Source organism: Flavobacterium sp. TS_SC_5, from assembly GCF_056156265.1.
The window spans coordinates 2364641-2391361 of the sequence record NZ_CM149588.1 but is presented as its reverse complement, the minus strand read 5'-3'; the positions used below and the strand labels follow the sequence as shown (position 1 = coordinate 2391361).

General features: G+C 43.8%; 1 protein-coding gene. It reads right to left on the bottom strand.

All coding sequences use genetic code 11. The features are described 5' to 3' along the window. Positions 1 to 16: 16 nt before the first annotated feature. Positions 17 to 26647, bottom strand: a complete 26631-nt coding sequence (locus AC0J6S_RS10475) for a Calx-beta domain-containing protein (RefSeq protein WP_474953759.1) — start codon at positions 26645 to 26647, stop codon at positions 17 to 19. Positions 26648 to 26721 lie beyond the last annotated feature (74 nt).

The following is a 26721-nucleotide window of genomic DNA, read 5'->3' as shown; positions in this document are numbered from 1 at the left end:
GTTTATTTCTTTCCATTTATATATTTATATATAAATAACCGGCTTTTTCCTGTTGCTTATTATCTTGATCTTTATACTTAAAGATATAATAGTAAGTTCCTACAGGTAACGCTTCCTTTTTGTTAACCGTTACTCTACCTTCTGATATACCAATAAATGCCTTATCTTCATTATTGTAACCATTTCTTTCAAATACCAAAACACCCCAACGATTATATATTTCTACTGTATTCTCAGGATAACATTCTATTCCATCAATTCTTAAAATGTCATTATTACCATCACCATTTGGTGATACAGCATTGAATATTTTTATAGTACAGGCTGGGTCAACTTTTGGTTCATCCTCTAATATGGTAATTACAATATTGGAGTTACTTTCTATTAAAACTAATTGAGGAGTCAATCCGGTAACAATAGCCTGATTAGTAACTTTTCCAAAATTAATATCCAATTGTGTTATTGTGTAAACTGCTGAATAAGCAGTACTATTAATTTCTGTTAAACCTAAGGATGCAATAGCACTTCCTGTAATTACCAAACCTGGTAAAGAATCACTGACAGTTACATTATTTAGAACAGTGCTTCCAGTGTTAGTGATTATAAAAGTATAACTTATAGTCTCACCTACCTGAGCAAACCCATCCCCATTTTCATCATTAAATACTCCCGCTTTTAATACGCTTAAATTCGGAGAATCATCATTATCCACTATCGTTCCTGTAGCACTTACTGCTCCATTGTTGATCGTGAAAGTCTCATCTGCTTCATCAATAGCATCTTGAGTCGTTGGTACACTTACTGTTCCTGTGGTTGCACCTGCTGGTACGGTTACCGTCACATTCGTTGTCGTGTAATCTAAATCACCCGCTGTTCCATTGGTGAATGTAAAGGTATACGTCGTATCTACTGCAGATGGGTTGCTCAATACAAATTCGAATACGATTGCATCGCCTTCTGTGGCACTTGCTGGTGCGATTCCGATTACTGTTGGTGCATTGTCATTATCCACTATCGTTCCTGTAGCACTTACTGCTCCATTGTTTATTGTGAAAGTCTCATCTGCTTCATCAATAGCATCTTGAGTCGTTGGTACACTTACTGTTCCTGTGGTTGCACCTGCTGGTACTGTTACCGTCACATTCGTTGTCGTGTAATCTAAATCACCCGCTGTTCCATTGGTGAATGTAAAGGTATACGTCGTATCTACTGCACTTGGGTTGCTCAATACAAATTCGAATACGATTGCATCGCCTTCTGTGGCACTTCCTGGTGCGATTCCGATTACTGTTGGTGCATTGTCATTATCCACTATCGTTCCTGTAGCACTTACTGCTCCATTGTTGATTGTGAACGTTTCATCTGCTTCATCAATAGCATCTTGAGTCGTTGGTACACTTACTGTTCCTGTGGTTGCACCTGCTGGTACGGTTACCGTTACATTCGTTGTCGTGTAATCTAAATCACCCGCTGTTCCATTGGTGAATGTAAAGGTGTACGTCGTAGCTACTGCACTTGGGTTGCTCAATACAAATTCGAATACGATTGCATCGCCTTCTGTGGCACTCGCTGGTGCGATTCCGATTACTGTTGGTGCATTGTCATTATCCACTATCGTTCCTGTAGCACTTACTGCTCCATTGTTGATTGTGAACGTTTCATCTGCTTCATCAATAGCATCTTGAGTCGTTGGTACACTTAATGTTCCTGTGGTTGCACCTGCTGGTACGGTTACCGTTACATCCGTTGTCGTGTAATCTAAATCACCCGCTGTTCCATTGATCAACGTGAAAGTATACGTCGTAGCTACTGCAGATGGGTTGCTCAACGTAAAGTCAAACACTACTGGGCTTCCTTCTGTGGCACTTGCTGGTGCAATTCCGGTTACTGTCGGTGCATTGTCATTATCCACTATCGTTCCTGTAGCACTTACTGCTCCATTGTTGATGGTGAACGTTTCATCTGATTCATCAATAGCATCTTGAGTCGTTGGTACACTTACTGTTCCTGTGGTTGCACCTGCTGGTACAATCACTGTTACATCCGTTGTCGTGTAATCTAAATCACCCGCTGTTCCATTGGTCAACGTGAAAGTATACGTAGTTGCTACTGCACTTGGGTTGCTCAACGTAAAGTCAAACACTACTGGGCTTCCTTCTGTGGCACTTGCTGGTGCGATTCCGATTACTGTTGGTGCATTGTCATTATCCACTATCGTTCCTGTAGCACTTACTGCTCCATTGTTGATTGTGAAAGTCTCATCTGCTTCGTCAATGGTATCTTGAGTCGTTGGTACACTTACTGTTCCTGTGGTTGCACCTGCTGGTACGGTTACCGTCACATTCGTTGTCGTGTAATCTAAATCACCCGCTGTTCCATTGGTGAATGTAAAGGTATACGTAGTTGCAACTGCAGATGGGTTGCTCAACGTAAAGTCAAACACTACTGGGCTTCCTTCTGTGGCACTTGCTGGTGCAATTCCGGTTACTGTCGGTGCATTGTCATTATCCACTATCGTTCCTGTAGCACTTACTGCTCCATTGTTGATTGTGAAAGTCTCATCTGCTTCGTCAATGGTATCTTGAGTCGTTGGTACACTTACTGTTCCTGTGGTTGCACCTGCTGGTACGGTTACCGTTACATCCGTTGTCGTGTAATCTAAATCACCCGCTGTTCCATTGGTCAACGTGAAAGTATACGTCGTAGCTACTGCACTTGGGTTGCTCAATACAAATTCGAATACGATTGGATCGCCTTCTGTGGCACTTGCTGGTGCGATTCCGATTACTGTTGGTGCATTATCATTATCCTCTATCGTTCCTGTAGCACTTACTGCTCCATTGTTGATTGTGAACGTTTCATCTGCTTCATCAATAGCATCTTGAGTCGTTGGTACACTTACTGTTCCTGTGGTTGCACCTGCTGGTACAATCACTGTTACATCCGTTGTCGTGTAATCTAAATCACCCGCTGTTCCATTGGTCAACGTGAAAGTATACGTAGTTGCAACTGCACTTGGGTTGCTCAATGTAAATTCGAATACGATTGCATCGCCTTCTGTCGCGCTTGACGCTGTAATTTCGGTTACTGTTGGTGCATTATCATTATCCTCTATCGTTCCTGTAGCACTTACTGCTCCATTGTTGATTGTGAAAGTCTCATCTGCTTCATCAATAGCATCTTGAGTCGTTGGTACACTTACTGTTCCTGTGGTTGCACCTGCTGGTACAATCACTGTTACATCCGTTGTCGTGTAATCTAAATCACCCGCTGTTCCATTGGTCAACGTGAAAGTATACGTAGTTGCAACTGCACTTGGGTTGCTCAATGTAAATTCGAATACGATTGCATCGCCTTCTGTCGCGCTTGACGCTGTAATTCCGGTTACTGTCGGTGCATTGTCATTATCCACTATCGTTCCGGTAGCACTTACTGCTCCATTGTTGATTGTGAAGGTCTCATCTGCTTCATCAATAGCATCTTGAGTCGTTGGTACACTTACTGTTCCTGTGGTTGCACCTGCTGGTACAATCACTGTTACATCCGTTGTCGTGTAATCTAAATCACCCGCTGTTCCATTGGTCAACGTGAAAGTATACGTAGTTGCTACTGCACTTGGGTTGCTCAACGTAAAGTCAAACACTACTGGGCTTCCTTCTGTGGCACTTGCTGGTGCAATTCCGATTACTGTTGGTGCATCATCATTATCCACTATCGTTCCTGTAGCACTTACTGCTCCATTGTTGATTGTGAACGTTTCATCTGCTTCATCAATAGCATCTTGAGTCGTTGGTACACTTACTGTTCCTGTGGTTGCACCTGCTGGTATTGTTACCGTCACATTCGTTGTCGTGTAATCTAAATCACCCGCTGTGCCATTGGTGAATGTAAAGGTATACGTCGTATCTACTGCAGATGGGTTGCTCAATACAAATTCGAATACGATTGCATCGCCTTCTGTGGCACTTGCTGGTGCGATTCCGATTACTGTTGGTGCATTGTCATTATCCACTATCGTTCCTGTAGCACTTACTGCTCCATTGTTGATTGTGAAAGTCTCATCTGCTTCATCAATAGCATCTTGAGTCGTTGGTACACTTACTGTTCCTGTGGTTGCACCTGCTGGTACGGTTACCGTCACATTCGTTGTCGTGTAATCTAAATCACCCGCTGTTCCATTGGTGAATGTAAAGGTATACGTCGTATCTACTGCACTTGGGTTGCTCAACGTAAAGTCAAACACTACTGGGCTTCCTTCTGTGGCACTTGCTGGTGCAATTCCGGTTACTGTCGGTGCATTGTCATTATCCACTATCGTTCCTGTAGCACTTACTGCTCCATTGTTGATTGTGAAAGTCTCATCTGCTTCGTCAATGGTATCTTGAGTCGTTGGTACACTTACTGTTCCTGTGGTTGCACCTGCTGGTACGGTTACCGTTACATCCGTTGTCGTGTAATCTAAATCACCCGCTGTTCCATTGGTCAACGTGAAAGTATACGTCGTAGCTACTGCACTTGGGTTGCTCAATACAAATTCGAATACGATTGGATCGCCTTCTGTGGCACTTGCTGGTGCGATTCCGATTACTGTTGGTGCATTATCATTATCCTCTATCGTTCCTGTAGCACTTACTGCTCCATTGTTGATTGTGAAGGTCTCATCTGCTTCATCAATAGCATCTTGAGTCGTTGGTACACTTACTGTTCCTGTGGTTGCACCTGCTGGTACAATCACTGTTACATCCGTTGTCGTGTAATCTAAATCACCCGCTGTTCCATTGGTCAACGTGAAAGTATACGTAGTTGCAACTGCACTTGGGTTGCTCAATGTAAATTCGAATACGATTGCATCGCCTTCTGTCGCGCTTGACGCTGTAATTTCGGTTACTGTTGGTGCATTATCATTATCCTCTATCGTTCCTGTAGCACTTACTGCTCCATTGTTGATTGTGAACGTTTCATCTGCTTCATCAATAGCATCTTGAGTCGTTGGTACACTTACTGTTCCTGTGGTTGCACCTGCTGGTACGGTTACCGTTACATCCGTTGTCGTGTAATCTAAATCACCCGCTGTTCCATTGGTCAACGTGAAAGTATACGTCGTAGCTACTGCACTTGGGTTGCTCAATACAAATTCGAATACGATTGGATCGCCTTCTGTGGCACTTGCTGGTGCGATTCCGATTACTGTTGGTGCATTATCATTATCCTCTATCGTTCCTGTAGCACTTACTGCTCCATTGTTGATTGTGAACGTTTCATCTGCTTCATCAATAGCATCTTGAGTCGTTGGTACACTTACTGTTCCTGTGGTTGCACCTGCTGGTACAATCACTGTTACATCCGTTGTCGTGTAATCTAAATCACCCGCTGTTCCATTGGTCAACGTGAAAGTATACGTAGTTGCAACTGCACTTGGGTTGCTCAATGTAAATTCGAATACGATTGCATCGCCTTCTGTCGCGCTTGACGCTGTAATTTCGGTTACTGTTGGTGCATTATCATTATCCTCTATCGTTCCTGTAGCACTTACTGCTCCATTGTTGATTGTGAAAGTCTCATCTGCTTCATCAATAGCATCTTGAGTCGTTGGTACACTTACTGTTCCTGTGGTTGCACCTGCTGGTACGGTTACCGTCACATTCGTTGTCGTGTAATCTAAATCACCCGCTGTTCCATTGGTGAATGTAAAGGTATACGTCGTATCTACTGCACTTGGGTTGCTCAACGTAAAGTCAAACACTACTGGGCTTCCTTCTGTGGCACTTGCTGGTGCAATTCCGGTTACTGTCGGTGCATTGTCATTATCCACTATCGTTCCTGTAGCACTTACTGCTCCATTGTTGATTGTGAAAGTCTCATCTGCTTCGTCAATGGTATCTTGAGTCGTTGGTACACTTACTGTTCCTGTGGTTGCACCTGCTGGTACGGTTACCGTTACATCCGTTGTCGTGTAATCTAAATCACCCGCTGTTCCATTGGTCAACGTGAAAGTATACGTCGTAGCTACTGCACTTGGGTTGCTCAATACAAATTCGAATACGATTGGATCGCCTTCTGTGGCACTTGCTGGTGCGATTCCGATTACTGTTGGTGCATTATCATTATCCTCTATCGTTCCTGTAGCACTTACTGCTCCATTGTTGATTGTGAAGGTCTCATCTGCTTCATCAATAGCATCTTGAGTCGTTGGTACACTTACTGTTCCTGTGGTTGCACCTGCTGGTACAATCACTGTTACATCCGTTGTCGTGTAATCTAAATCACCCGCTGTTCCATTGGTCAACGTGAAAGTATACGTAGTTGCAACTGCACTTGGGTTGCTCAATGTAAATTCGAATACGATTGCATCGCCTTCTGTCGCGCTTGACGCTGTAATTTCGGTTACTGTTGGTGCATTATCATTATCCTCTATCGTTCCTGTAGCACTTACTGCTCCATTGTTGATTGTGAACGTTTCATCTGCTTCATCAATAGCATCTTGAGTCGTTGGTACACTTACTGTTCCTGTGGTTGCACCTGCTGGTACGGTTACCGTTACATCCGTTGTCGTGTAATCTAAATCACCCGCTGTTCCATTGGTCAACGTGAAAGTATACGTCGTAGCTACTGCACTTGGGTTGCTCAATACAAATTCGAATACGATTGGATCGCCTTCTGTGGCACTTGCTGGTGCGATTCCGATTACTGTTGGTGCATTATCATTATCCTCTATCGTTCCTGTAGCACTTACTGCTCCATTGTTGATTGTGAAGGTCTCATCTGCTTCATCAATAGCATCTTGAGTCGTTGGTACACTTACTGTTCCTGTGGTTGCACCTGCTGGTACAATCACTGTTACATCCGTTGTCGTGTAATCTAAATCACCCGCTGTTCCATTGGTCAACGTGAAAGTATACGTAGTTGCAACTGCACTTGGGTTGCTCAATGTAAATTCGAATACGATTGCATCGCCTTCTGTCGCGCTTGACGCTGTAATTTCGGTTACTGTTGGTGCATTATCATTATCCTCTATCGTTCCTGTAGCACTTACTGCTCCATTGTTGATTGTGAAAGTTTCATCTGCTTCATCAATAGCATCTTGAGTCGTTGGTACACTTACTGTTCCTGTGGTTGCACCTGCTGGTACGGTTACCGTTACATCCGTTGTCGTGTAATCTAAATCACCCGCTGTTCCATTGGTCAACGTGAAAGTATACGTAGTTGCAACTGCACTTGGGTTGCTCAATGTAAATTCGAATACGATTGCATCGCCTTCTGTCGCGCTTGACGCTGTAATTTCGGTTACTGTTGGTGCATTATCATTATCCACTATCGTTCCTGTAGCACTTACTGCTCCATTGTTGATTGTGAAAGTCTCATCTGCTTCGTCAATGGTATCTTGAGTCGTTGGTACACTTACTGTTCCTGTGGTTGCACCTGCTGGTACGGTTACCGTCACATCCGTTGTCGTGTAATCTAAATCACCCGCTGTTCCATTAGTCAACGTGAAAGTATAAGTAGTTGCTACCGCAGATGGGTTGCTCAACGTAAAGTCAAACACTACTGGGCTTCCTTCTGTGGCACTTGCTGGTGCAATTCCGGTTACTGTTGGTGCATTATCATTATCCACTATCGTTCCTGTAGCACTTACTGCTCCATTGTTGATTGTGAAAGTCTCATCTGCTTCGTCAATGGTATCTTGAGTCGTTGGTACACTTACTGTTCCTGTGGTTGCCCCTGCTGGTACGGTTACCGTTACATTCGTTGTCGTGTAATCTAAATCACCCGCTGTTCCATTGGTCAACGTGAAAGTATACGTAGTTGCAACTGCACTTGGGTTGCTCAATGTAAATTCGAATACGATTGCATCGCCTTCTGTCGCGCTTGACGCTGTAATTTCGGTTACTGTTGGTGCATTATCATTATCCTCTATCGTTCCTGTAGCACTTACTGCTCCATTGTTGATTGTGAACGTTTCATCTGCTTCATCAATGGTATCTTGAGTCGTTGGTACACTTACTGTTCCTGTGGTTGCACCTGCTGGTACGGTTACCGTTACATCCGTTGTCGTGTAATCTAAATCACCCGCTGTTCCATTGGTCAACGTGAAAGTATACGTAGTTGCAACTGCACTTGGGTTGCTCAATGTAAATTCGAATACGATTGCATCGCCTTCTGTGGCACTTGCTGGTGCAATTCCGGTTACTGTCGGTGCATTATCATTATCCACTATCGTTCCTGTAGCACTTACTGCTCCATTGTTGATTGTGAACGTTTCATCTGCTTCATCAATAGCATCTTGAGTCGTTGGTACACTTACTGTTCCTGTGGTTGCACCTGCTGGTATTGTTACCGTCACATTCGTTGTCGTGTAATCTAAATCACCCGCTGTTCCATTGGTCAACGTGAAAGTATACGTAGTTGCTACTGCACTTGGGTTGCTCAATACAAATTCGAATACGATTGCATCGCCTTCTGTCGCGCTAGCAGGACTGATAGTTGCAACAGTAGATGCGTTATCATCATCTAAAATAGTACCTGTAGCACTTACTGCTCCATTGTTGATTGTGAAGGTCTCATCTAACTCGTCAATAGTATCTTGGGTCGTTGGTACACTTACCGTTCCGGTAGTTGCTCCCGCAGGAACTGTTACTGTAACATCTGTTGTAGTGTAATCCGCACTTCCAGCAGTTCCATTAGTTAAGTTGAAGGTATACGTAGTCGCTACCGCAGATGGGTTGCTCAACGTAAAGTTGAATGACACATTTGATCCTTCAGTAGCACTAGCAGGACTGATAGTTGCAACAGTAGATGCGTTATCATCATCTAAAATAGTACCTGTAGCACTAACAGTTCCAACAGCAATGCTGAAGGTCTCATCCAACTCGTCAATAGTATCTTGGGTCGTTGGTACACTTACCGTTCCGGTAGTTGCTCCCGCAGGAACTGTTACTGTAACAGCTGTTGTAGTGTAATCCGCACTTCCAGCAGTTCCATTAGTTAAGTTGAAGGTATACGTAGTCGCTACCGCAGATGGGTTGCTCAACGTAAAGTTGAATGACACATTTGATCCTTCAGTAGCACTAGCGTTCGCAATAGCGTTCACAACAGGCGCAGCATCATTATCTAAAATAGTACCTGTAGCACTAACGGTTCCAACAGCAATGCTGAACGTTTCATCTGATTCGTCAATAGCATCTTGTGTCGTTGGTACACTTACCGTTCCGGTAGTTGCTCCCGCAGGAACTGTTACTGTAACAGCTGTTGTAGTGTAATCCGCACTTCCAGCGGTTCCATTAGTCAAGTTGAAGGTATACGTAGTCGCTACCGCAGATGGGTTGCTCAACGTAAAGTTGAATACCACATTTGATCCTTCAGTAGCACTAGCAGGACTGATAGTTGCAACAGTAGATGCGTTATCATCATCTAAAATAGTACCTGTAGCACTAACAGTTCCAACAGCAATGCTGAACGTTTCATCTGATTCGTCAATAGTATCTTGGGTCGTTGGTACACTTACCGTTCCGGTAGTTGCTCCCGCAGGAACTGTTACTGTAACAGCTGTTGTAGTGTAATCCGCGCTTCCAGCGGTTCCATTAGTTAAGTTGAAGGTATACGTAGTCGCTACCGCAGATGGGTTGCTCAATGTAAAGTTGAATGACACATTTGATCCTTCAGTAGCACTAGCAGGACTGATAGTTGCAACTGTAGATGCGTTATCATCATCTAAAATAGTACCTGTAGCACTAACGGTTCCAACAGCAATGCTGAACGTTTCATCTGATTCGTCAATAGTATCTTGTGTCGTTGTTACACTTACCGTTCCGGTAGTTGCTCCCGCAGGAACTGTTACTGTAACAGCTGTTGTAGTGTAATCCGCGCTTCCAGCAGTTCCATTAGTTAAGTTGAAGGTATACGTAGTCGCTACCGCAGATGGGTTGCTCAACGTAAAGTTGAATACCACATTTGATCCTTCAGTAGCACTAGCATTCGCAATAGCGTTCACAACAGGCGCAGCATCATTATCTAAAATAGTACCTGTAGCACTAACAGTTCCAACAGCAATGCTGAACGTTTCATCTGATTCGTCAATGGTATCTTGGGTCGTTGGTACACTTACCGTTCCGGTAGTTGCTCCCGCAGGAACTGTTACTGTAACAGCTGTTGTAGTGTAATCCGCGCTTCCAGCAGTTCCATTAGTTAAGTTGAAGGTATACGTAGTCGCTACCGCAGATGGGTTGCTCAACGTAAAGTTGAATACCACATTTGATCCTTCAGTAGCACTAGCAGGACTGATAGTTGCAACAGTAGATGCGTTATCATCATCTAAAATAGTACCTGTAGCACTAACAGTTCCAACAGCAATGCTGAACGTTTCATCTGATTCGTCAATAGCATCTTGAGTCGTTGGTACACTTACTGTTCCTGTGGTTGCACCTGCTGGTACAATCACTGTTACATCCGTTGTCGTGTAATCTAAATCACCCGCTGTTCCATTGGTCAACGTGAAAGTATACGTAGTTGCTACTGCACTTGGGTTGCTCAATACAAATTCGAATACGATTGCATCGCCTTCTGTCGCGCTAGCAGGACTGATAGTTGCAACAGTAGATGCGTTATCATCATCTAAAATAGTACCTGTAGCACTTACTGCTCCATTGTTGATTGTGAAGGTCTCATCTAACTCGTCAATAGTATCTTGGGTCGTTGGTACACTTACCGTTCCGGTAGTTGCTCCCGCAGGAACTGTTACTGTAACATCTGTTGTAGTGTAATCCGCACTTCCAGCAGTTCCATTAGTTAAGTTGAAGGTATACGTAGTCGCTACCGCAGATGGGTTGCTCAACGTAAAGTTGAATGACACATTTGATCCTTCAGTAGCACTAGCAGGACTGATAGTTGCAACAGTAGATGCGTTATCATCATCTAAAATAGTACCTGTAGCACTAACAGTTCCAACAGCAATGCTGAAGGTCTCATCCAACTCGTCAATAGTATCTTGGGTCGTTGGTACACTTACCGTTCCGGTAGTTGCTCCCGCAGGAACTGTTACTGTAACAGCTGTTGTAGTGTAATCCGCACTTCCAGCAGTTCCATTAGTTAAGTTGAAGGTATACGTAGTCGCTACCGCAGATGGGTTGCTCAACGTAAAGTTGAATGACACATTTGATCCTTCAGTAGCACTAGCAGGACTGATAGTTGCAACAGTAGATGCGTTATCATCATCTAAAATAGTACCTGTAGCACTAACAGTTCCAACAGCAATGCTGAACGTTTCATCTGATTCGTCAATAGTATCTTGGGTCGTTGGTACACTTACCGTTCCGGTAGTTGCTCCCGCAGGAACTGTTACTGTAACAGCTGTTGTAGTGTAATCCGCGCTTCCAGCGGTTCCATTAGTTAAGTTGAAGGTATACGTAGTCGCTACCGCAGATGGGTTGCTCAATGTAAAGTTGAATGACACATTTGATCCTTCAGTAGCACTAGCAGGACTGATAGTTGCAACTGTAGATGCGTTATCATCATCTAAAATAGTACCTGTAGCACTAACGGTTCCAACAGCAATGCTGAACGTTTCATCTGATTCGTCAATGGTATCTTGGGTCGTTGGTACACTTACCGTTCCGGTAGTTGCTCCCGCAGGAACTGTTACTGTAACAGCTGTTGTAGTGTAATCCGCGCTTCCAGCAGTTCCATTAGTTAAGTTGAAGGTATACGTAGTCGCTACCGCAGATGGGTTGCTCAACGTAAAGTTGAATACCACATTTGATCCTTCAGTAGCACTAGCAGGACTGATAGTTGCAACAGTAGATGCGTTATCATCATCTAAAATAGTACCTGTAGCACTAACAGTTCCAACAGCAATGCTGAACGTTTCATCTGATTCGTCAATGGTATCTTGGGTCGTTGGTACACTTACCGTTCCGGTAGTTGCTCCCGCAGGAACTGTTACTGTAACAGCTGTTGTAGTGTAATCCGCGCTTCCAGCGGTTCCATTAGTCAACGTGAAAGTATACGTAGTCGCTACCGCAGATGGGTTGCTCAACGTAAAGTTGAATGACACATTTGATCCTTCAGTAGCACTAGCAGGACTGATAGTTGCAACAGTAGATGCGTTATCATCATCTAAAATAGTACCTGTAGCACTAACGGTTCCAACAGCAATGCTGAACGTTTCATCTGATTCGTCAATAGTATCTTGGGTCGTTGGTACACTTACCGTTCCGGTAGTTGCTCCCGCAGGAACTGTTACTGTAACAGCTGTTGTAGTGTAATCCGCGCTTCCAGCGGTTCCATTAGTTAAGTTGAAGGTATACGTAGTCGCTACCGCAGATGGGTTGCTCAATGTAAAGTTGAATACCACATTTGATCCTTCAGGAGCACTAGCAGGACTGATAGTTGCAACAGTAGATGCGTTATCATCATCTAAAATAGTACCTGTAGCACTAACAGTTCCAACAGCAATGCTGAACGTTTCATCTGATTCGTCAATAGTATCTTGGGTCGTTGGTACACTTACCGTTCCGGTAGTTGCTCCCGCAGGAACTGTTACTGTAACAGCTGTTGTAGTGTAATCCGCGCTTCCAGCGGTTCCATTAGTTAAGTTGAAGGTATACGTAGTCGCTACCGCAGATGGGTTGCTTAATGTAAAGTTGAATGACACATTTGATCCTTCAGTAGCAGAAGCGTTTGCAATAGCGTTCACAACAGGCGCAGCATCATTATCTAAAATAGTACCTGTAGCACTTACTGCTCCATTGTTGATCGCGAAGGTCTCATCCAACTCGTCAATAGTATCTTGGGTCGTTGTTACACTTACCGTTCCGGTAGTTGCTCCCGCAGGAACTGTTACTGTAACAGCTGTTGTAGTGTAATCCGCGCTTCCAGCAGTTCCATTAGTTAAGTTGAAGGTATACGTAGTCGCTACCGCAGATGGGTTGCTCAACGTAAAGTTGAATGACACATTTGATCCTTCAGTAGCACTAGCGCTTGCAATAGCGTTCACAAAAGGCGCAGCATCATTATCTAAAATAGTACCTGTAGCACTTACTGCTCCATTGTTGATTGTGAAGGTCTCATCTAACTCGTCAATAGTATCTTGGGTCGTTGGTACACTTACCGTTCCGGTAGTTGCTCCCGCAGGAACTGTTACTGTAACATCTGTTGTAGTGTAATCCGCACTTCCAGCAGTTCCATTAGTTAAGTTGAAGGTATACGTAGTCGCTACCGCAGATGGGTTGCTCAACGTAAAGTTGAATGACACATTTGCTCCTTCAGTAGCACTAGCGTTCGCAATAGCGTTCACAACAGGCGCAGCATCATTATCTAAAATAGTACCTGTAGCACTAACGGTTCCAACAGCAATGCTGAACGTTTCATCCAACTCGTCAATAGTATCTTGGGTCGTTGGTACACTTACCGTTCCGGTAGTTGCTCCCGCAGGAACTGTTACTGTAACAGCTGTTGTAGTGTAATCCGCACTTCCAGCAGTTCCATTAGTTAAGTTGAAGGTATACGTAGTCGCTACCGCAGATGGGTTGCTCAACGTAAAGTTGAATGACACATTTGATCCTTCAGTAGCACTAGCAGGACTGATAGTTGCAACAGTAGATGCGTTATCATCATCTAAAATAGTACCTGTAGCACTAACAGTTCCAACAGCAATGCTGAAGGTCTCATCCAACTCGTCAATAGTATCTTGGGTCGTTGGTACACTTACCGTTCCGGTAGTTGCTCCCGCAGGAACTGTTACTGTAACAGCTGTTGTAGTGTAATCCGCGCTTCCAGCAGTTCCATTAGTTAAGTTGAAGGTATACGTAGTCGCTACCGCAGATGGGTTGCTCAACGTAAAGTTGAATACCACATTTGATCCTTCAGTAGCAGAAGCATTCGCAATAGCGTTCACAACAGGCGCAGCATCATTATCTAAAATAGTACCTGTAGCACTTACTGCTCCATTGTTGATTGTGAAGGTCTCATCGGATTCGTCAATAGTATCTTGGGTCGTTGGTACACTTACCGTTCCGGTAGTTGCTCCCGCAGGAACTGTTACTGTAACAGCTGTTGTAGTGTAATCCGCGCTTCCAGCAGTTCCATTAGTTAAGTTGAAGGTATACGTAGTCGCTACCGCAGATGGGTTGCTCAACGTAAAGTTGAATACCACATTTGATCCTTCAGTAGCACTAGCAGGACTGATAGTTGCAACAGTAGATGCGTTATCATCATCTAAAATAGTACCTGTAGCACTAACAGTTCCAACAGCAATGCTGAACGTTTCATCTGATTCGTCAATAGTATCTTGGGTCGTTGGTACACTTACCGTTCCGGTAGTTGCTCCCGCAGGAACTGTTACTGTAACAGCTGTTGTAGTGTAATCCGCGCTTCCAGCGGTTCCATTAGTTAAGTTGAAGGTATACGTAGTCGCTACCGCAGATGGGTTGCTCAATGTAAAGTTGAATGACACATTTGATCCTTCAGTAGCACTAGCAGGACTGATAGTTGCAACTGTAGATGCGTTATCATCATCTAAAATAGTACCTGTAGCACTAACGGTTCCAACAGCAATGCTGAACGTTTCATCTGATTCGTCAATGGTATCTTGGGTCGTTGGTACACTTACCGTTCCGGTAGTTGCTCCCGCAGGAACTGTTACTGTAACAGCTGTTGTAGTGTAATCCGCGCTTCCAGCGGTTCCATTAGTTAAGTTGAAGGTATACGTAGTCGCTACCGCAGATGGGTTGCTCAATGTAAAGTTGAATACCACATTTGATCCTTCAGGAGCACTAGCAGGACTGATAGTTGCAACAGTAGATGCGTTATCATCATCTAAAATAGTACCTGTAGCACTAACAGTTCCAACAGCAATGCTGAACGTTTCATCTGATTCGTCAATAGTATCTTGGGTCGTTGGTACACTTACCGTTCCGGTAGTTGCTCCCGCAGGAACTGTTACTGTAACAGCTGTTGTAGTGTAATCCGCGCTTCCAGCGGTTCCATTAGTTAAGTTGAAGGTATACGTAGTCGCTACCGCAGATGGGTTGCTTAATGTAAAGTTGAATGACACATTTGATCCTTCAGTAGCAGAAGCGTTTGCAATAGCGTTCACAACAGGCGCAGCATCATTATCTAAAATAGTACCTGTAGCACTTACTGCTCCATTGTTGATCGCGAAGGTCTCATCCAACTCGTCAATAGTATCTTGGGTCGTTGGTACACTTACCGTTCCGGTAGTTGCTCCCGCAGGAACTGTTACTGTAACAGCTGTTGTAGTGTAATCCGCGCTTCCAGCAGTTCCATTAGTTAAGTTGAAGGTATACGTAGTCGCTACCGCAGATGGGTTGCTCAACGTAAAGTTGAATGACACATTTGATCCTTCAGTAGCACTAGCGCTTGCAATAGCGTTCACAAAAGGCGCAGCATCATTATCTAAAATAGTACCTGTAGCACTTACTGCTCCATTGTTGATTGTGAAGGTCTCATCTAACTCGTCAATAGTATCTTGGGTCGTTGGTACACTTACCGTTCCGGTAGTTGCTCCCGCAGGAACTGTTACTGTAACATCTGTTGTAGTGTAATCCGCACTTCCAGCAGTTCCATTAGTTAAGTTGAAGGTATACGTAGTCGCTACCGCAGATGGGTTGCTCAACGTAAAGTTGAATGACACATTTGATCCTTCAGTAGCAGAAGCATTCGTAATAGCGTTCACAACAGGCGCAGCATCATTATCTAAAATAGTACCTGTAGCACTTACTGCTCCATTGTTGATTGTGAAGGTCTCATCCAACTCGTCAATTGTATCTTGGGTCGTTGGTACACTTACCGTTCCGGTAGTTGCTCCCGCAGGAACTGTTACTGTAACAGCTGTTGTAGTGTAATCAGCGCTTCCAGCGGTTCCATTAGTCAACGTGAAAGTATACGTAGTCGCTACCGCAGATGGGTTGCTCAACGTAAAGTTGAATGACACATTTAATCCTTCAGTAGCACTAGCAGGACTGATAGTTGCAACAGTAGATGCGTTATCATCATCTAAAATAGTACCTGTAGCACTAACAGTTCCAACAGCAATGCTGAACGTTTCATCTGATTCGTCAATAGTATCTTGGGTCGTTGGTACACTTACCGTTCCGGTAGTTGCTCCCGCAGGAACTGTTACTGTAACAGCTGTTGTAGTGTAATCAGCGCTTCCAGCGGTTCCATTAGTTAAGTTGAAGGTATACGTAGTCGCTACCGCAGATGGGTTGCTCAACGTAAAGTTGAATGACACATTTGATCCTTCAGTAGCACTAGCGCTTGCAATAGCGTTCACAAAAGGCGCAGCATCATTATCTAAAATAGTACCTGTAGCACTTACTGCTCCATTGTTGATTGTGAAGGTCTCATCTAACTCGTCAATAGTATCTTGGGTCGTTGGTACACTTACCGTTCCGGTAGTTGCTCCCGCAGGAACTGTTACTGTAACAGCTGTTGTAGTGTAATCCGCGCTTCCAGCAGTTCCATTAGTCAACGTGAAAGTATACGTAGTCGCTACCGCAGATGGGTTGCTCAACGTAAAGTTGAATACCACATTTGATCCTTCAGTAGAACTAGCAGGACTGATAGTTGCAACAGTAGATGCGTTATCATCATCTAAAATAGTACCTGTAGCACTAACAGTTCCAACAGCAATGCTGAAGGTCTCATCCAACTCGTCAATAGTATCTTGGGTCGTTGGTACACTTACCGTTCCGGTAGTTGCTCCCGCAGGAACTGTTACTGTAACAGCTGTTGTAGTGTAATCCGCGCTTCCAGCAGTTCCATTAGTTAAGTTGAAGGTATACGTAGTCGCTACCGCAGATGGGTTGCTCAACGTAAAGTTGAATACCACATTTGATCCTTCAGTAGCACTAGCAGGACTGATAGTTGCAACAGTAGATGCGTTATCATCATCTAAAATAGTACCTGTAGCACTAACAGTTCCAACAGCAATGCTGAACGTTTCATCTGATTCGTCAATAGTATCTTGGGTCGTTGGTACACTTACCGTTCCGGTAGTTGCTCCCGCAGGAACTGTTACTGTAACAGCTGTTGTAGTGTAATCCGCGCTTCCAGCGGTTCCATTAGTTAAGTTGAAGGTATACGTAGTCGCTACCGCAGATGGGTTGCTCAATGTAAAGTTGAATGACACATTTGATCCTTCAGTAGCACTAGCAGGACTGATAGTTGCAACTGTAGATGCGTTATCATCATCTAAAATAGTACCTGTAGCACTAACGGTTCCAACAGCAATGCTGAACGTTTCATCTGATTCGTCAATAGTATCTTGTGTCGTTGTTACACTTACCGTTCCGGTAGTTGCTCCCGCAGGAACTGTTACTGTAACAGCTGTTGTAGTGTAATCCGCGCTTCCAGCAGTTCCATTAGTTAAGTTGAAGGTATACGTAGTCGCTACCGCAGATGGGTTGCTCAACGTAAAGTTGAATACCACATTTGATCCTTCAGTAGCACTAGCAGGACTGATAGTTGCAACAGTAGATGCGTTATCATCATCTAAAATAGTACCTGTAGCACTAACAGTTCCAACAGCAATGCTGAACGTTTCATCTGATTCGTCAATAGTATCTTGGGTCGTTGGTACACTTACCGTTCCGGTAGTTGCTCCCGCAGGAACTGTTACTGTAACAGCTGTTGTAGTGTAATCAGCGCTTCCAGCGGTTCCATTAGTTAAGTTGAAGGTATACGTAGTCGCTACCGCAGATGGGTTGCTCAATGTAAAGTTGAATGACACATTTGATCCTTCAGTAGCAGAAGCGTTCGCAATAGCGTTCACAACAGGCGCAGCATCATTATCTAAAATAGTACCTGTAGCACTTACTGCTCCATTGTTGATCGTGAAGGTCTCATCTAACTCGTCAATGGTATCTTGGGTCGTTGGTACACTTACCGTTCCGGTAGTTGCTCCCGCAGGAACTGTTACTGTAACAGCTGTTGTAGTGTAATCCGCACTTCCAGCAGTTCCATTAGTCAAGTTGAAGGTATACGTAGTCGCTACCGCAGATGGGTTGCTCAACGTAAAGTTGAATGACACATTTGATCCTTCAGTAGCAGAAGCATTCGCAATAGCGTTCACAACAGGCGCAGCATCATCATCTAAAATAGTCCCTGTAGCACTTACTGCTCCATTGTTGATCGTGAAGGTCTCATCCAACTCGTCAATAGTATCTTGGGTCGTTGGTACACTTACCGTTCCGGTAGTTGCTCCCGCAGGAACTGTTACTGTAACAGCTGTTGTAGTGTAATCCGCGCTTCCAGCAGTTCCATTAGTTAAGTTGAAGGTATACGTAGTCGCTACCGCAGATGGGTTGCTCAACGTAAAGTTGAATGACACATTTGATCCTTCAGTAGCACTAGCGTTTGCAATAGCGTTCACAACAGGCGCAGCATCATCATCTAAAATAGTACCTGTAGCACTTACTGCTCCATTGTTGATTGTGAAGGTCTCATCCAACTCGTCAATTGTATCTTGGGTCGTTGGTACACTTACCGTTCCGGTAGTTGCTCCCGCAGGAACTGTTACTGTAACAGCTGTTGTAGTGTAATCCGCACTTCCAGCAGTTCCATTAGTTAAGTTGAAGGTATACGTAGTCGCTACCGCAGATGGGTTGCTCAATGTAAAGTTGAATACCACATTTGATCCTTCAGTAGCACTAGTGTTTGCAATAGCGTTCACAACAGGCGCAGCATCATTATCTAAAATAGTACCTGTAGCACTTACTGCTCCATTGTTGATCGTGAAGGTCTCATCCAACTCGTCAATAGTATCTTGGGTCGTTGGTACACTTACCGTTCCGGTAGTTGCTCCCGCAGGAACAGTTACTGTAACATCTGTTGTAGTGTAATCCGCACTTCCAGCGGTTCCATTAGTTAAGTTGAAGGTATACGTAGTCGCTACCGCAGATGGGTTGCTCAACGTGAAGTTGAATGACACATTTGATCCTTCAGTAGCACTAGCGTTCGCAATAGCGTTCACAACAGGCGCAGCATCATTATCTAAAATAGTACCTGTAGCACTAACGGTTCCAACAGCAATGCTGAACGTTTCATCTGATTCGTCAATAGTATCTTGTGTCGTTGGTACACTTACCGTTCCGGTAGTTGCTCCCGCAGGAACTGTTACTGTAACAGCTGTTGTAGTGTAATCCGCGCTTCCAGCAGTTCCATTAGTTAAGTTGAAGGTATACGTAGTCGCTACCGCAGATGGGTTGCTCAACGTAAAGTTGAATACCACATTTGATCCTTCTGTCGCGCTTGCTGGTGCGATTCCGGTTACTATAGGCGCAGCATCATTATCTAAAATAGTACCTGTAGCACTTACTGCTCCATTGTTGATTGTGAAGGTCTCATCTGATTCATCAATAGTATCTTGGGTCGTTGGTACACTTACCGTTCCGGTAGTTGCTCCCGCAGGAACTGTTACTGTAACAGCTGTTGTAGTGTAATCCGCGCTTCCAGCGGTTCCATTAGTTAAGTTGAAGGTATACGTAGTCGCTACCGCAGATGGGTTGCTCAACGTAAAGTTGAATACCACATTTGATCCTTCAGTAGCACTAGCAGGACTGATAGTTGCAACAGTAGATGCGTTATCATCATCTAAAATAGTACCTGTAGCACTAACAGTTCCAACAGCAATGCTGAACGTTTCATCTGATTCGTCAATAGTATCTTGGGTCGTTGGTACACTTACCGTTCCGGTAGTTGCTCCCGCAGGAACTGTTACTGTAACAGCTGTTGTAGTGTAATCCGCACTTCCAGCAGTTCCATTAGTTAAGTTGAAGGTATACGTAGTCGCTACCGCAGATGGGTTGCTCAACGTAAAGTTGAATACCACATTTGATCCTTCAGTAGCACTAGCGTTTGTAATAGCGTTCACAACAGGCGCAGCATCATCATCTAAAATAGTACCTGTAGCACTTACTGCTCCATTGTTGATTGTGAAGGTCTCATCGGATTCGTCAATAGTATCTTGGGTCGTTGGTACACTTACCGTTCCGGTAGTTGCTCCCGCAGGAACTGTTACTGTAACAGCTGTTGTAGTGTAATCAGCGCTTCCAGCAGTTCCATTAGTTAAGTTGAAGGTATACGTAGTCGCTACCGCAGATGGGTTGCTCAACGTAAAGTTGAATACCACATTTGATCCTTCAGTAGCACTAGCGTTTGTAATAGCGTTCACAACAGGCGCAGCATCATTATCTAAAATAGTACCTGTAGCACTTACTGCTCCATTGTTGATTGTGAAGGTCTCATCTAACTCGTCAATAGTATCTTGGGTCGTTGGTACACTTACCGTTCCGGTAGTTGCTCCCGCAGGAACTGTTACTGTAACAGCTGTTGTAGTGTAATCCGCGCTTCCAGCAGTTCCATTAGTTAAGTTGAAGGTATACGTAGTCGCTACCGCAGATGGGTTGCTCAACGTAAAGTTGAATACCACATTTGATCCTTCAGTAGCACTAGCAGGACTGATAGTTGCAACAGTAGATGCGTTATCATCATCTAAAATAGTACCTGTAGCACTAACAGTTCCAACAGCAATGCTGAACGTTTCATCTGATTCGTCAATAGTATCTTGGGTCGTTGGTACACTTACCGTTCCGGTAGTTGCTCCCGCAGGAACTGTTACTGTAACAGCTGTTGTAGTGTAATCCGCACTTCCAGCGGTTCCATTAGTCAAGTTGAAGGTATACGTAGTCGCTACCGCAGATGGGTTGCTCAACGTAAAGTTGAATACCACATTTGATCCTTCAGTAGCACTAGCATTCGCAATAGCGTTCACAACAGGCGCAGCATCATTATCTAAAATAGTACCTGTAGCACTAACAGTTCCAACAGCAATGCTGAACGTTTCATCTGATTCGTCAATGGTATCTTGGGTCGTTGGTACACTTACCGTTCCGGTAGTTGCTCCCGCAGGAACTGTTACTGTAACAGCTGTTGTAGTGTAATCCGCACTTCCAGCAGTTCCATTAGTTAAGTTGAAGGTATACGTAGTCGCTACCGCAGATGGGTTGCTCAACGTAAAGTTGAATACCACATTTGATCCTTCAGTAGCACTAGCGTTTGCAATAGCGTTCACAACAGGCGCAGCATCATTATCTAAAATAGTACCTGTAGCACTTACTGCTCCATTGTTGATCGTGAAGGTCTCATCCAACTCGTCAATAGTATCTTGGGTCGTTGGTACACTTACCGTTCCGGTAGTTGCTCCCGCAGGAACTGTTACTGTAACAGCTGTTGTAGTGTAATCCGCGCTTCCAGCAGTTCCATTAGTCAACGTGAAAGTATACGTAGTCGCTACCGCAGATGGGTTGCTCAACGTAAAGTTGAATACCACATTTGATCCTTCAGTAGCACTAGCGTTTGCAATAGCGTTCACAACAGGCGCAGCATCATTATCTAAAATAGTACCTGTAGCACTTACTGCTCCATTGTTGATCGTGAAGGTCTCATCCAACTCGTCAATTGTATCTTGGGTCGTTGGTACACTTACCGTTCCGGTAGTTGCTCCCGCAGGAACTGTTACTGTAACAGCTGTTGTAGTGTAATCCGCGCTTCCAGCAGTTCCATTAGTTAAGTTGAAGGTATACGTAGTCGCTACCGCAGATGGGTTGCTCAACGTAAAGTTGAATACCACATTAGATCCTTCAGTAGCACTAGCGTTTGCAATAGCGTTCACAACAGGCGCAGCATCATTATCTAAAATAGTACCTGTAGCACTTACTGCTCCATTGTTGATCGTGAAGGTCTCATCCAACTCGTCAATAGTATCTTGGGTCGTTGGTACACTTACCGTTCCGGTAGTTGCTCCCGCAGGAACTGTTACTGTAACAGCTGTTGTAGTGTAATCCGCGCTTCCAGCAGTTCCATTAGTCAACGTGAAAGTATACGTAGTCGCTACCGCAGATGGGTTGCTCAACGTAAAGTTGAATACCACATTTGATCCTTCAGTAGCAGAAGCATTCGTAATAGCGTTCACAACAGGCGCAGCATCATTATCTAAAATAGTACCTGTAGCACTTACTGCTCCATTGTTGATTGTGAAGGTCTCATCCAACTCGTCAATTGTATCTTGGGTCGTTGGTACACTTACCGTTCCGGTAGTTGCTCCCGCAGGAACTGTTACTGTAACAGCTGTTGTAGTGTAATCCGCGCTTCCAGCAGTTCCATTAGTCAACGTGAAAGTATACGTAGTCGCTACCGCAGATGGGTTGCTCAACGTAAAGTTGAATACCACATTTGATCCTTCAGTAGCAGAAGCATTCGTAATAGCGTTCACAACAGGCGCAGCATCATTATCTAAAATAGTACCTGTAGCACTTACTGCTCCATTGTTGATTGTGAAGGTCTCATCGGATTCGTCAATAGTATCTTGGGTCGTTGGTACACTTACCGTTCCGGTAGTTGCTCCCGCAGGAACTGTTACTGTAACAGCTGTTGTAGTGTAATCCGCGCTTCCAGCAGTTCCATTAGTTAAGTTGAAGGTATACGTAGTCGCTACCGCAGATGGGTTGCTCAACGTAAAGTTGAATGACACATTTGATCCTTCAGTAGCACTAGCGTTTGTAATAGCGTTCACAACAGGCGCAGCATCATTGTCTGTGATAGTAACTGTAGCAGTTTGATCACCTAACTCTGAAGCACAACCTCCAGTTACATTAACGACATTGGCTATAACAGTTTCAGAACCTTCATTAATAGTATCATCTACTGGGGTAATGGTAACAGTTCCTGTAGTAAATCCCGTTGGGATAGTAATAGTTGTACTGCTTGCCGTATAATCAGATCCTGATGTTGCTGTTCCTAAGTAAGAAATTGTAACAACAACATCACTAATAGTTACTGTTGATAAAGTGGCAGTCAATGTTCTGCTGCTTCCAGAATTTTCAGCGATTGCAGTTGTTCCTGTTAAAGTTATATTTGGTGAATACACTGTAACTGTTCTTGTCGAAGTAGCATTAGCACATCCTCCACTGCCTAATACTGTATAGGTAATAGTAGTAGTTCCAGGAGCAATTCCTGAAATCAATCCTGATGTACTAACCGTAGCAACTCCCGTTGCATCTGAACTCCATGTTCCTCCTGAACTTCCATTAGATGAGAATGCAGTTGTACCTCCAACACAAATAGCTTGTGTTCCTGATACTGTTCCTGCATTTGGTGCAGCGGTTACTGTTACTGTTCTAATAGCGGTAGTATTACCGCAACCTCCTGTACCTGTTACAGTATATGTTATAGTAGCTGTTCCTGGACCGGCTCCTGTTATAACTCCGCTTGAAGCATCCACAGTAGCAACTCCTATTGCATTTGTACTCCACGTACCTCCAGTATTTCCACTTGAAGTAAAGGTCGCAGAGCCTCCAACACAAATAGCTTGTGTTCCTGATACTGTTCCTGCATTTGGCGCAGCAGTTACCGTTACTGTTCTAGTCGCTGTAACATTGCTACAACCTCCGGTTCCCGTGACTGTATATGTGATAGTCGCTGTTCCTGGACCGGCTCCTGTTATAGCTCCGTTTGAAGCATTCACAGTAGCAACTCCAGTTGCATCTGAACTCCATGTTCCTCCACCATTTCCATTAGATGAGAATGCAGTTGTACCTCCAACACAAATAGCTTGTGTTCCTGATACTGTTCCCGCATTTGGTGCAGCGGTTACCGTAACCGTTCTAGTAGCGGTAGTATTACCACAACCTCCAGTACCTATTACAGTATATGTTATAGTAGCTGTTCCTGGACCAGCTCCTGTTATAACTCCGCTTGAAGCATTAACAGTAGCAACTCCTATTGCATTTGTACTCCACGTACCTCCAGTATTTCCACTTGAAGTAAAGGTCGCAGAGCCTCCAACACAAATAGCTTGTGTTCCTGATACTGTTCCTGCATTTGGCGCAGCAGTTACCGTTACTGTTCTAGTCGCTGTAACATTGCTACAACCTCCGGTTCCCGTAACTGTATATGTGATAGTCGCTATTCCTGGACCAGCGCCTGTTATAGCTCCGTTTGAAGCATTCACAGTAGCAACTCCAGTTGCATCTGAACTCCATGTTCCTCCACCATTTCCATTAGATGAGAATGCAGTTGTACCTCCAACACAAATAGCTTGTGTTCCTGATACTGTTCCCGCATTTGGTGCAGCGGTTACCGTAACCGTTCTAGTAGCGGTAGTATTACCACAACCTCCAGTACCTATTACAGTATATGTTATAGTAGCTGTTCCTGGACCGGCTCCTGTTATAACTCCGCTTGAAGCATCCACAGTAGCAACTCCAGTTGCATTTGAACTCCATGTACCTCCAGTATTTCCACTTGAAGTAAAGGTCGTAGAGCCTCCAGCACAAATAGCTTGTGTTCCTGATACTGTTCCTGCATTTGGCGCAGCAGTTACCGTTACTGTTCTAGTCGCTGTAACATTGCTACAACCTCCGGTTCCCGTAACTGTATATGTAATAGTCGCTGTTCCTGGACTAACGCCTGAAACTACTCCTGATGAATTAACCGTGGCTACTCCAATTGCGTCAGAACTCCATGTTCCTCCACCATTTCCATTAGATGAGAATGCAGTTGTACCTCCAACACAAATAGCTTGTGTTCCTGATACTGTTCCTGCATTTGGTGCAGCTGTTACCGTAACCGTTCTAGTAGCGGTAACATTGTTACATCCTCCAGTACCTGTTACAGTATATCTGATTGTCGCTGTTCCTGGACCAGCTCCTGTTATAACTCCGCTTGAAGCATTCACAGTAGCAACTCCGATTGCATTTGAACTCCATGTTCCTCCGGAATTTCCGTTAGATGTGAATGTAGTCGTGCCTCCAACACAAATTGCTTGTGTTCCAGATAGAGTTCCTGCATTTGGAGCTGCAGTAACCATTACCACCACAGGTTTTGTATCAGTACAGCCTATTGTATTTGTACCTTTAATATAATAGGTACCAGCAGTTGCAGCTGTAGGTGTTGCATAAACATTTGTTGCAGCTGAATCAGTGTAATATGTATATGTTTGATTTGAGGAACCTGCAGTAATAGCATTTGTTGTTAAATTCACCGTAGCAGGAGAACAAACTGCAGCTGGATTATTTACAACTAAAGAATATGCAGAACATTCAGGTTGAACAATTAAACATTGTGGTACTACATTTGTAGAGACACCGCCTGTAGTTGTAAAATTAGAATTACTATTTGTAAAAGGGCCCGGATTTCCTGTACAGGATGGATTGTATTGACCAGGACGATTGGTAATATCTACAGTAATCGTAGCTGTTGCTCCAGCAGGCAAAGTCAATCCAGAAAGGGAAACGCTTCCCGAATTTGGATTTGCAGTTACCGTACCTAAAGTTCCTCCTCCGGTATAATTAATGGTCATATTAGGAGTAGCTGCTACTCTTAAACTAGAAGGTAATGTATCTACAAAACCTAATCCTGTTAATAAAGCAGCTCCACCACCATTATTTGAAACAACCCAAGTATAAGTAGCAGTTTGTCCGTCTATAATTGTTGTAGGGGAAAGCGTTTTTGTTACTGTAGGAGCGGTTACATCTATCGATATAAAATAAGAACCTGCAACTAAATAGTCTCCTCCTGTGGATTGTTGTTGTAATCTAACATTTATAGGAGTTAGTGAATTTGGTAAAATACCTGACGCATTAAAAATATCAGCATCATAATCCCAAGATTCAGCAGGACCATATAAGTGGCCTGCACTGATTGGGTTTCGAGTAGTTATATTACCAGACATCGCAGGACCGCCATCTGCGGAAACATTATTATTTGCAGTCATGGCGATACTACTGTTTAAAGCATCATCTACTCTTCCTGTACTAGGGTCTGCTAAATTATTTAAAGTTGGAGTTGTACCTATTAATCTTCCAAATCTTAAATAATCCGCATAATTTCTATCACCATAAGTTCCTGTTAAACCAACAACAGCAGTAACTATTCCCGAAGCAGGAACAGTTACATTGTTTACATCTGAATTGACTGTCGCATTGTTAAAAAACTGCCAATTGTCAGCAACTGTAATGTTTCTAGATGGTGAAGTGGCATTACTATAGACCACGATAATAGACCATCCACCCATTGGTAAATTTTCAGCTATAGGCATCGGGTTAGGATCTGCAAGAAAGTATCTTCCATCTGGTCCGCCACCAGTCACACTCACGTATCCATTTGCAGGCATCATTGAGGTAATATCCCATATTGATTGATGGTAATACGCATCACCCACAACTCTTTTGTTTGCTATTGCATCCGCGACCAATAAAGTAGTGTACGCTGTATTTCCTGGAGCTTTAAATTTCACCGACGTAAAATTATTGCTTACATTATTATTGCTTCGACCTTTTTCAATGGCCAAAAATGCTCTTTCTATTCGAGATCCAGCCGGTAAAATTAAATCTGAACTTGTTGAATGGCTAGTCGTAGGATCACCGTCAATATCAGGAACTAATCTAACATTTGTACCAAAGCCAGCATTGGCCGTGGTCGAATAATACCATGAGTTACCAAACAGCGTGGCTCCTCCTTTTATAACACCCTGGTATCGATTTGTTGATTGAGAAAATGAAACCGAAGTAACCGCTAACATTAAAACAATAAAAAATAATTCAATAGTTATAATGTGTAATTTTCTTGTCATGTAATTCTTTACGGAGGTAAAATTTATCATGTATATCTGGGGTATTTGGATAGTAGTATTTTTAATATTCTATT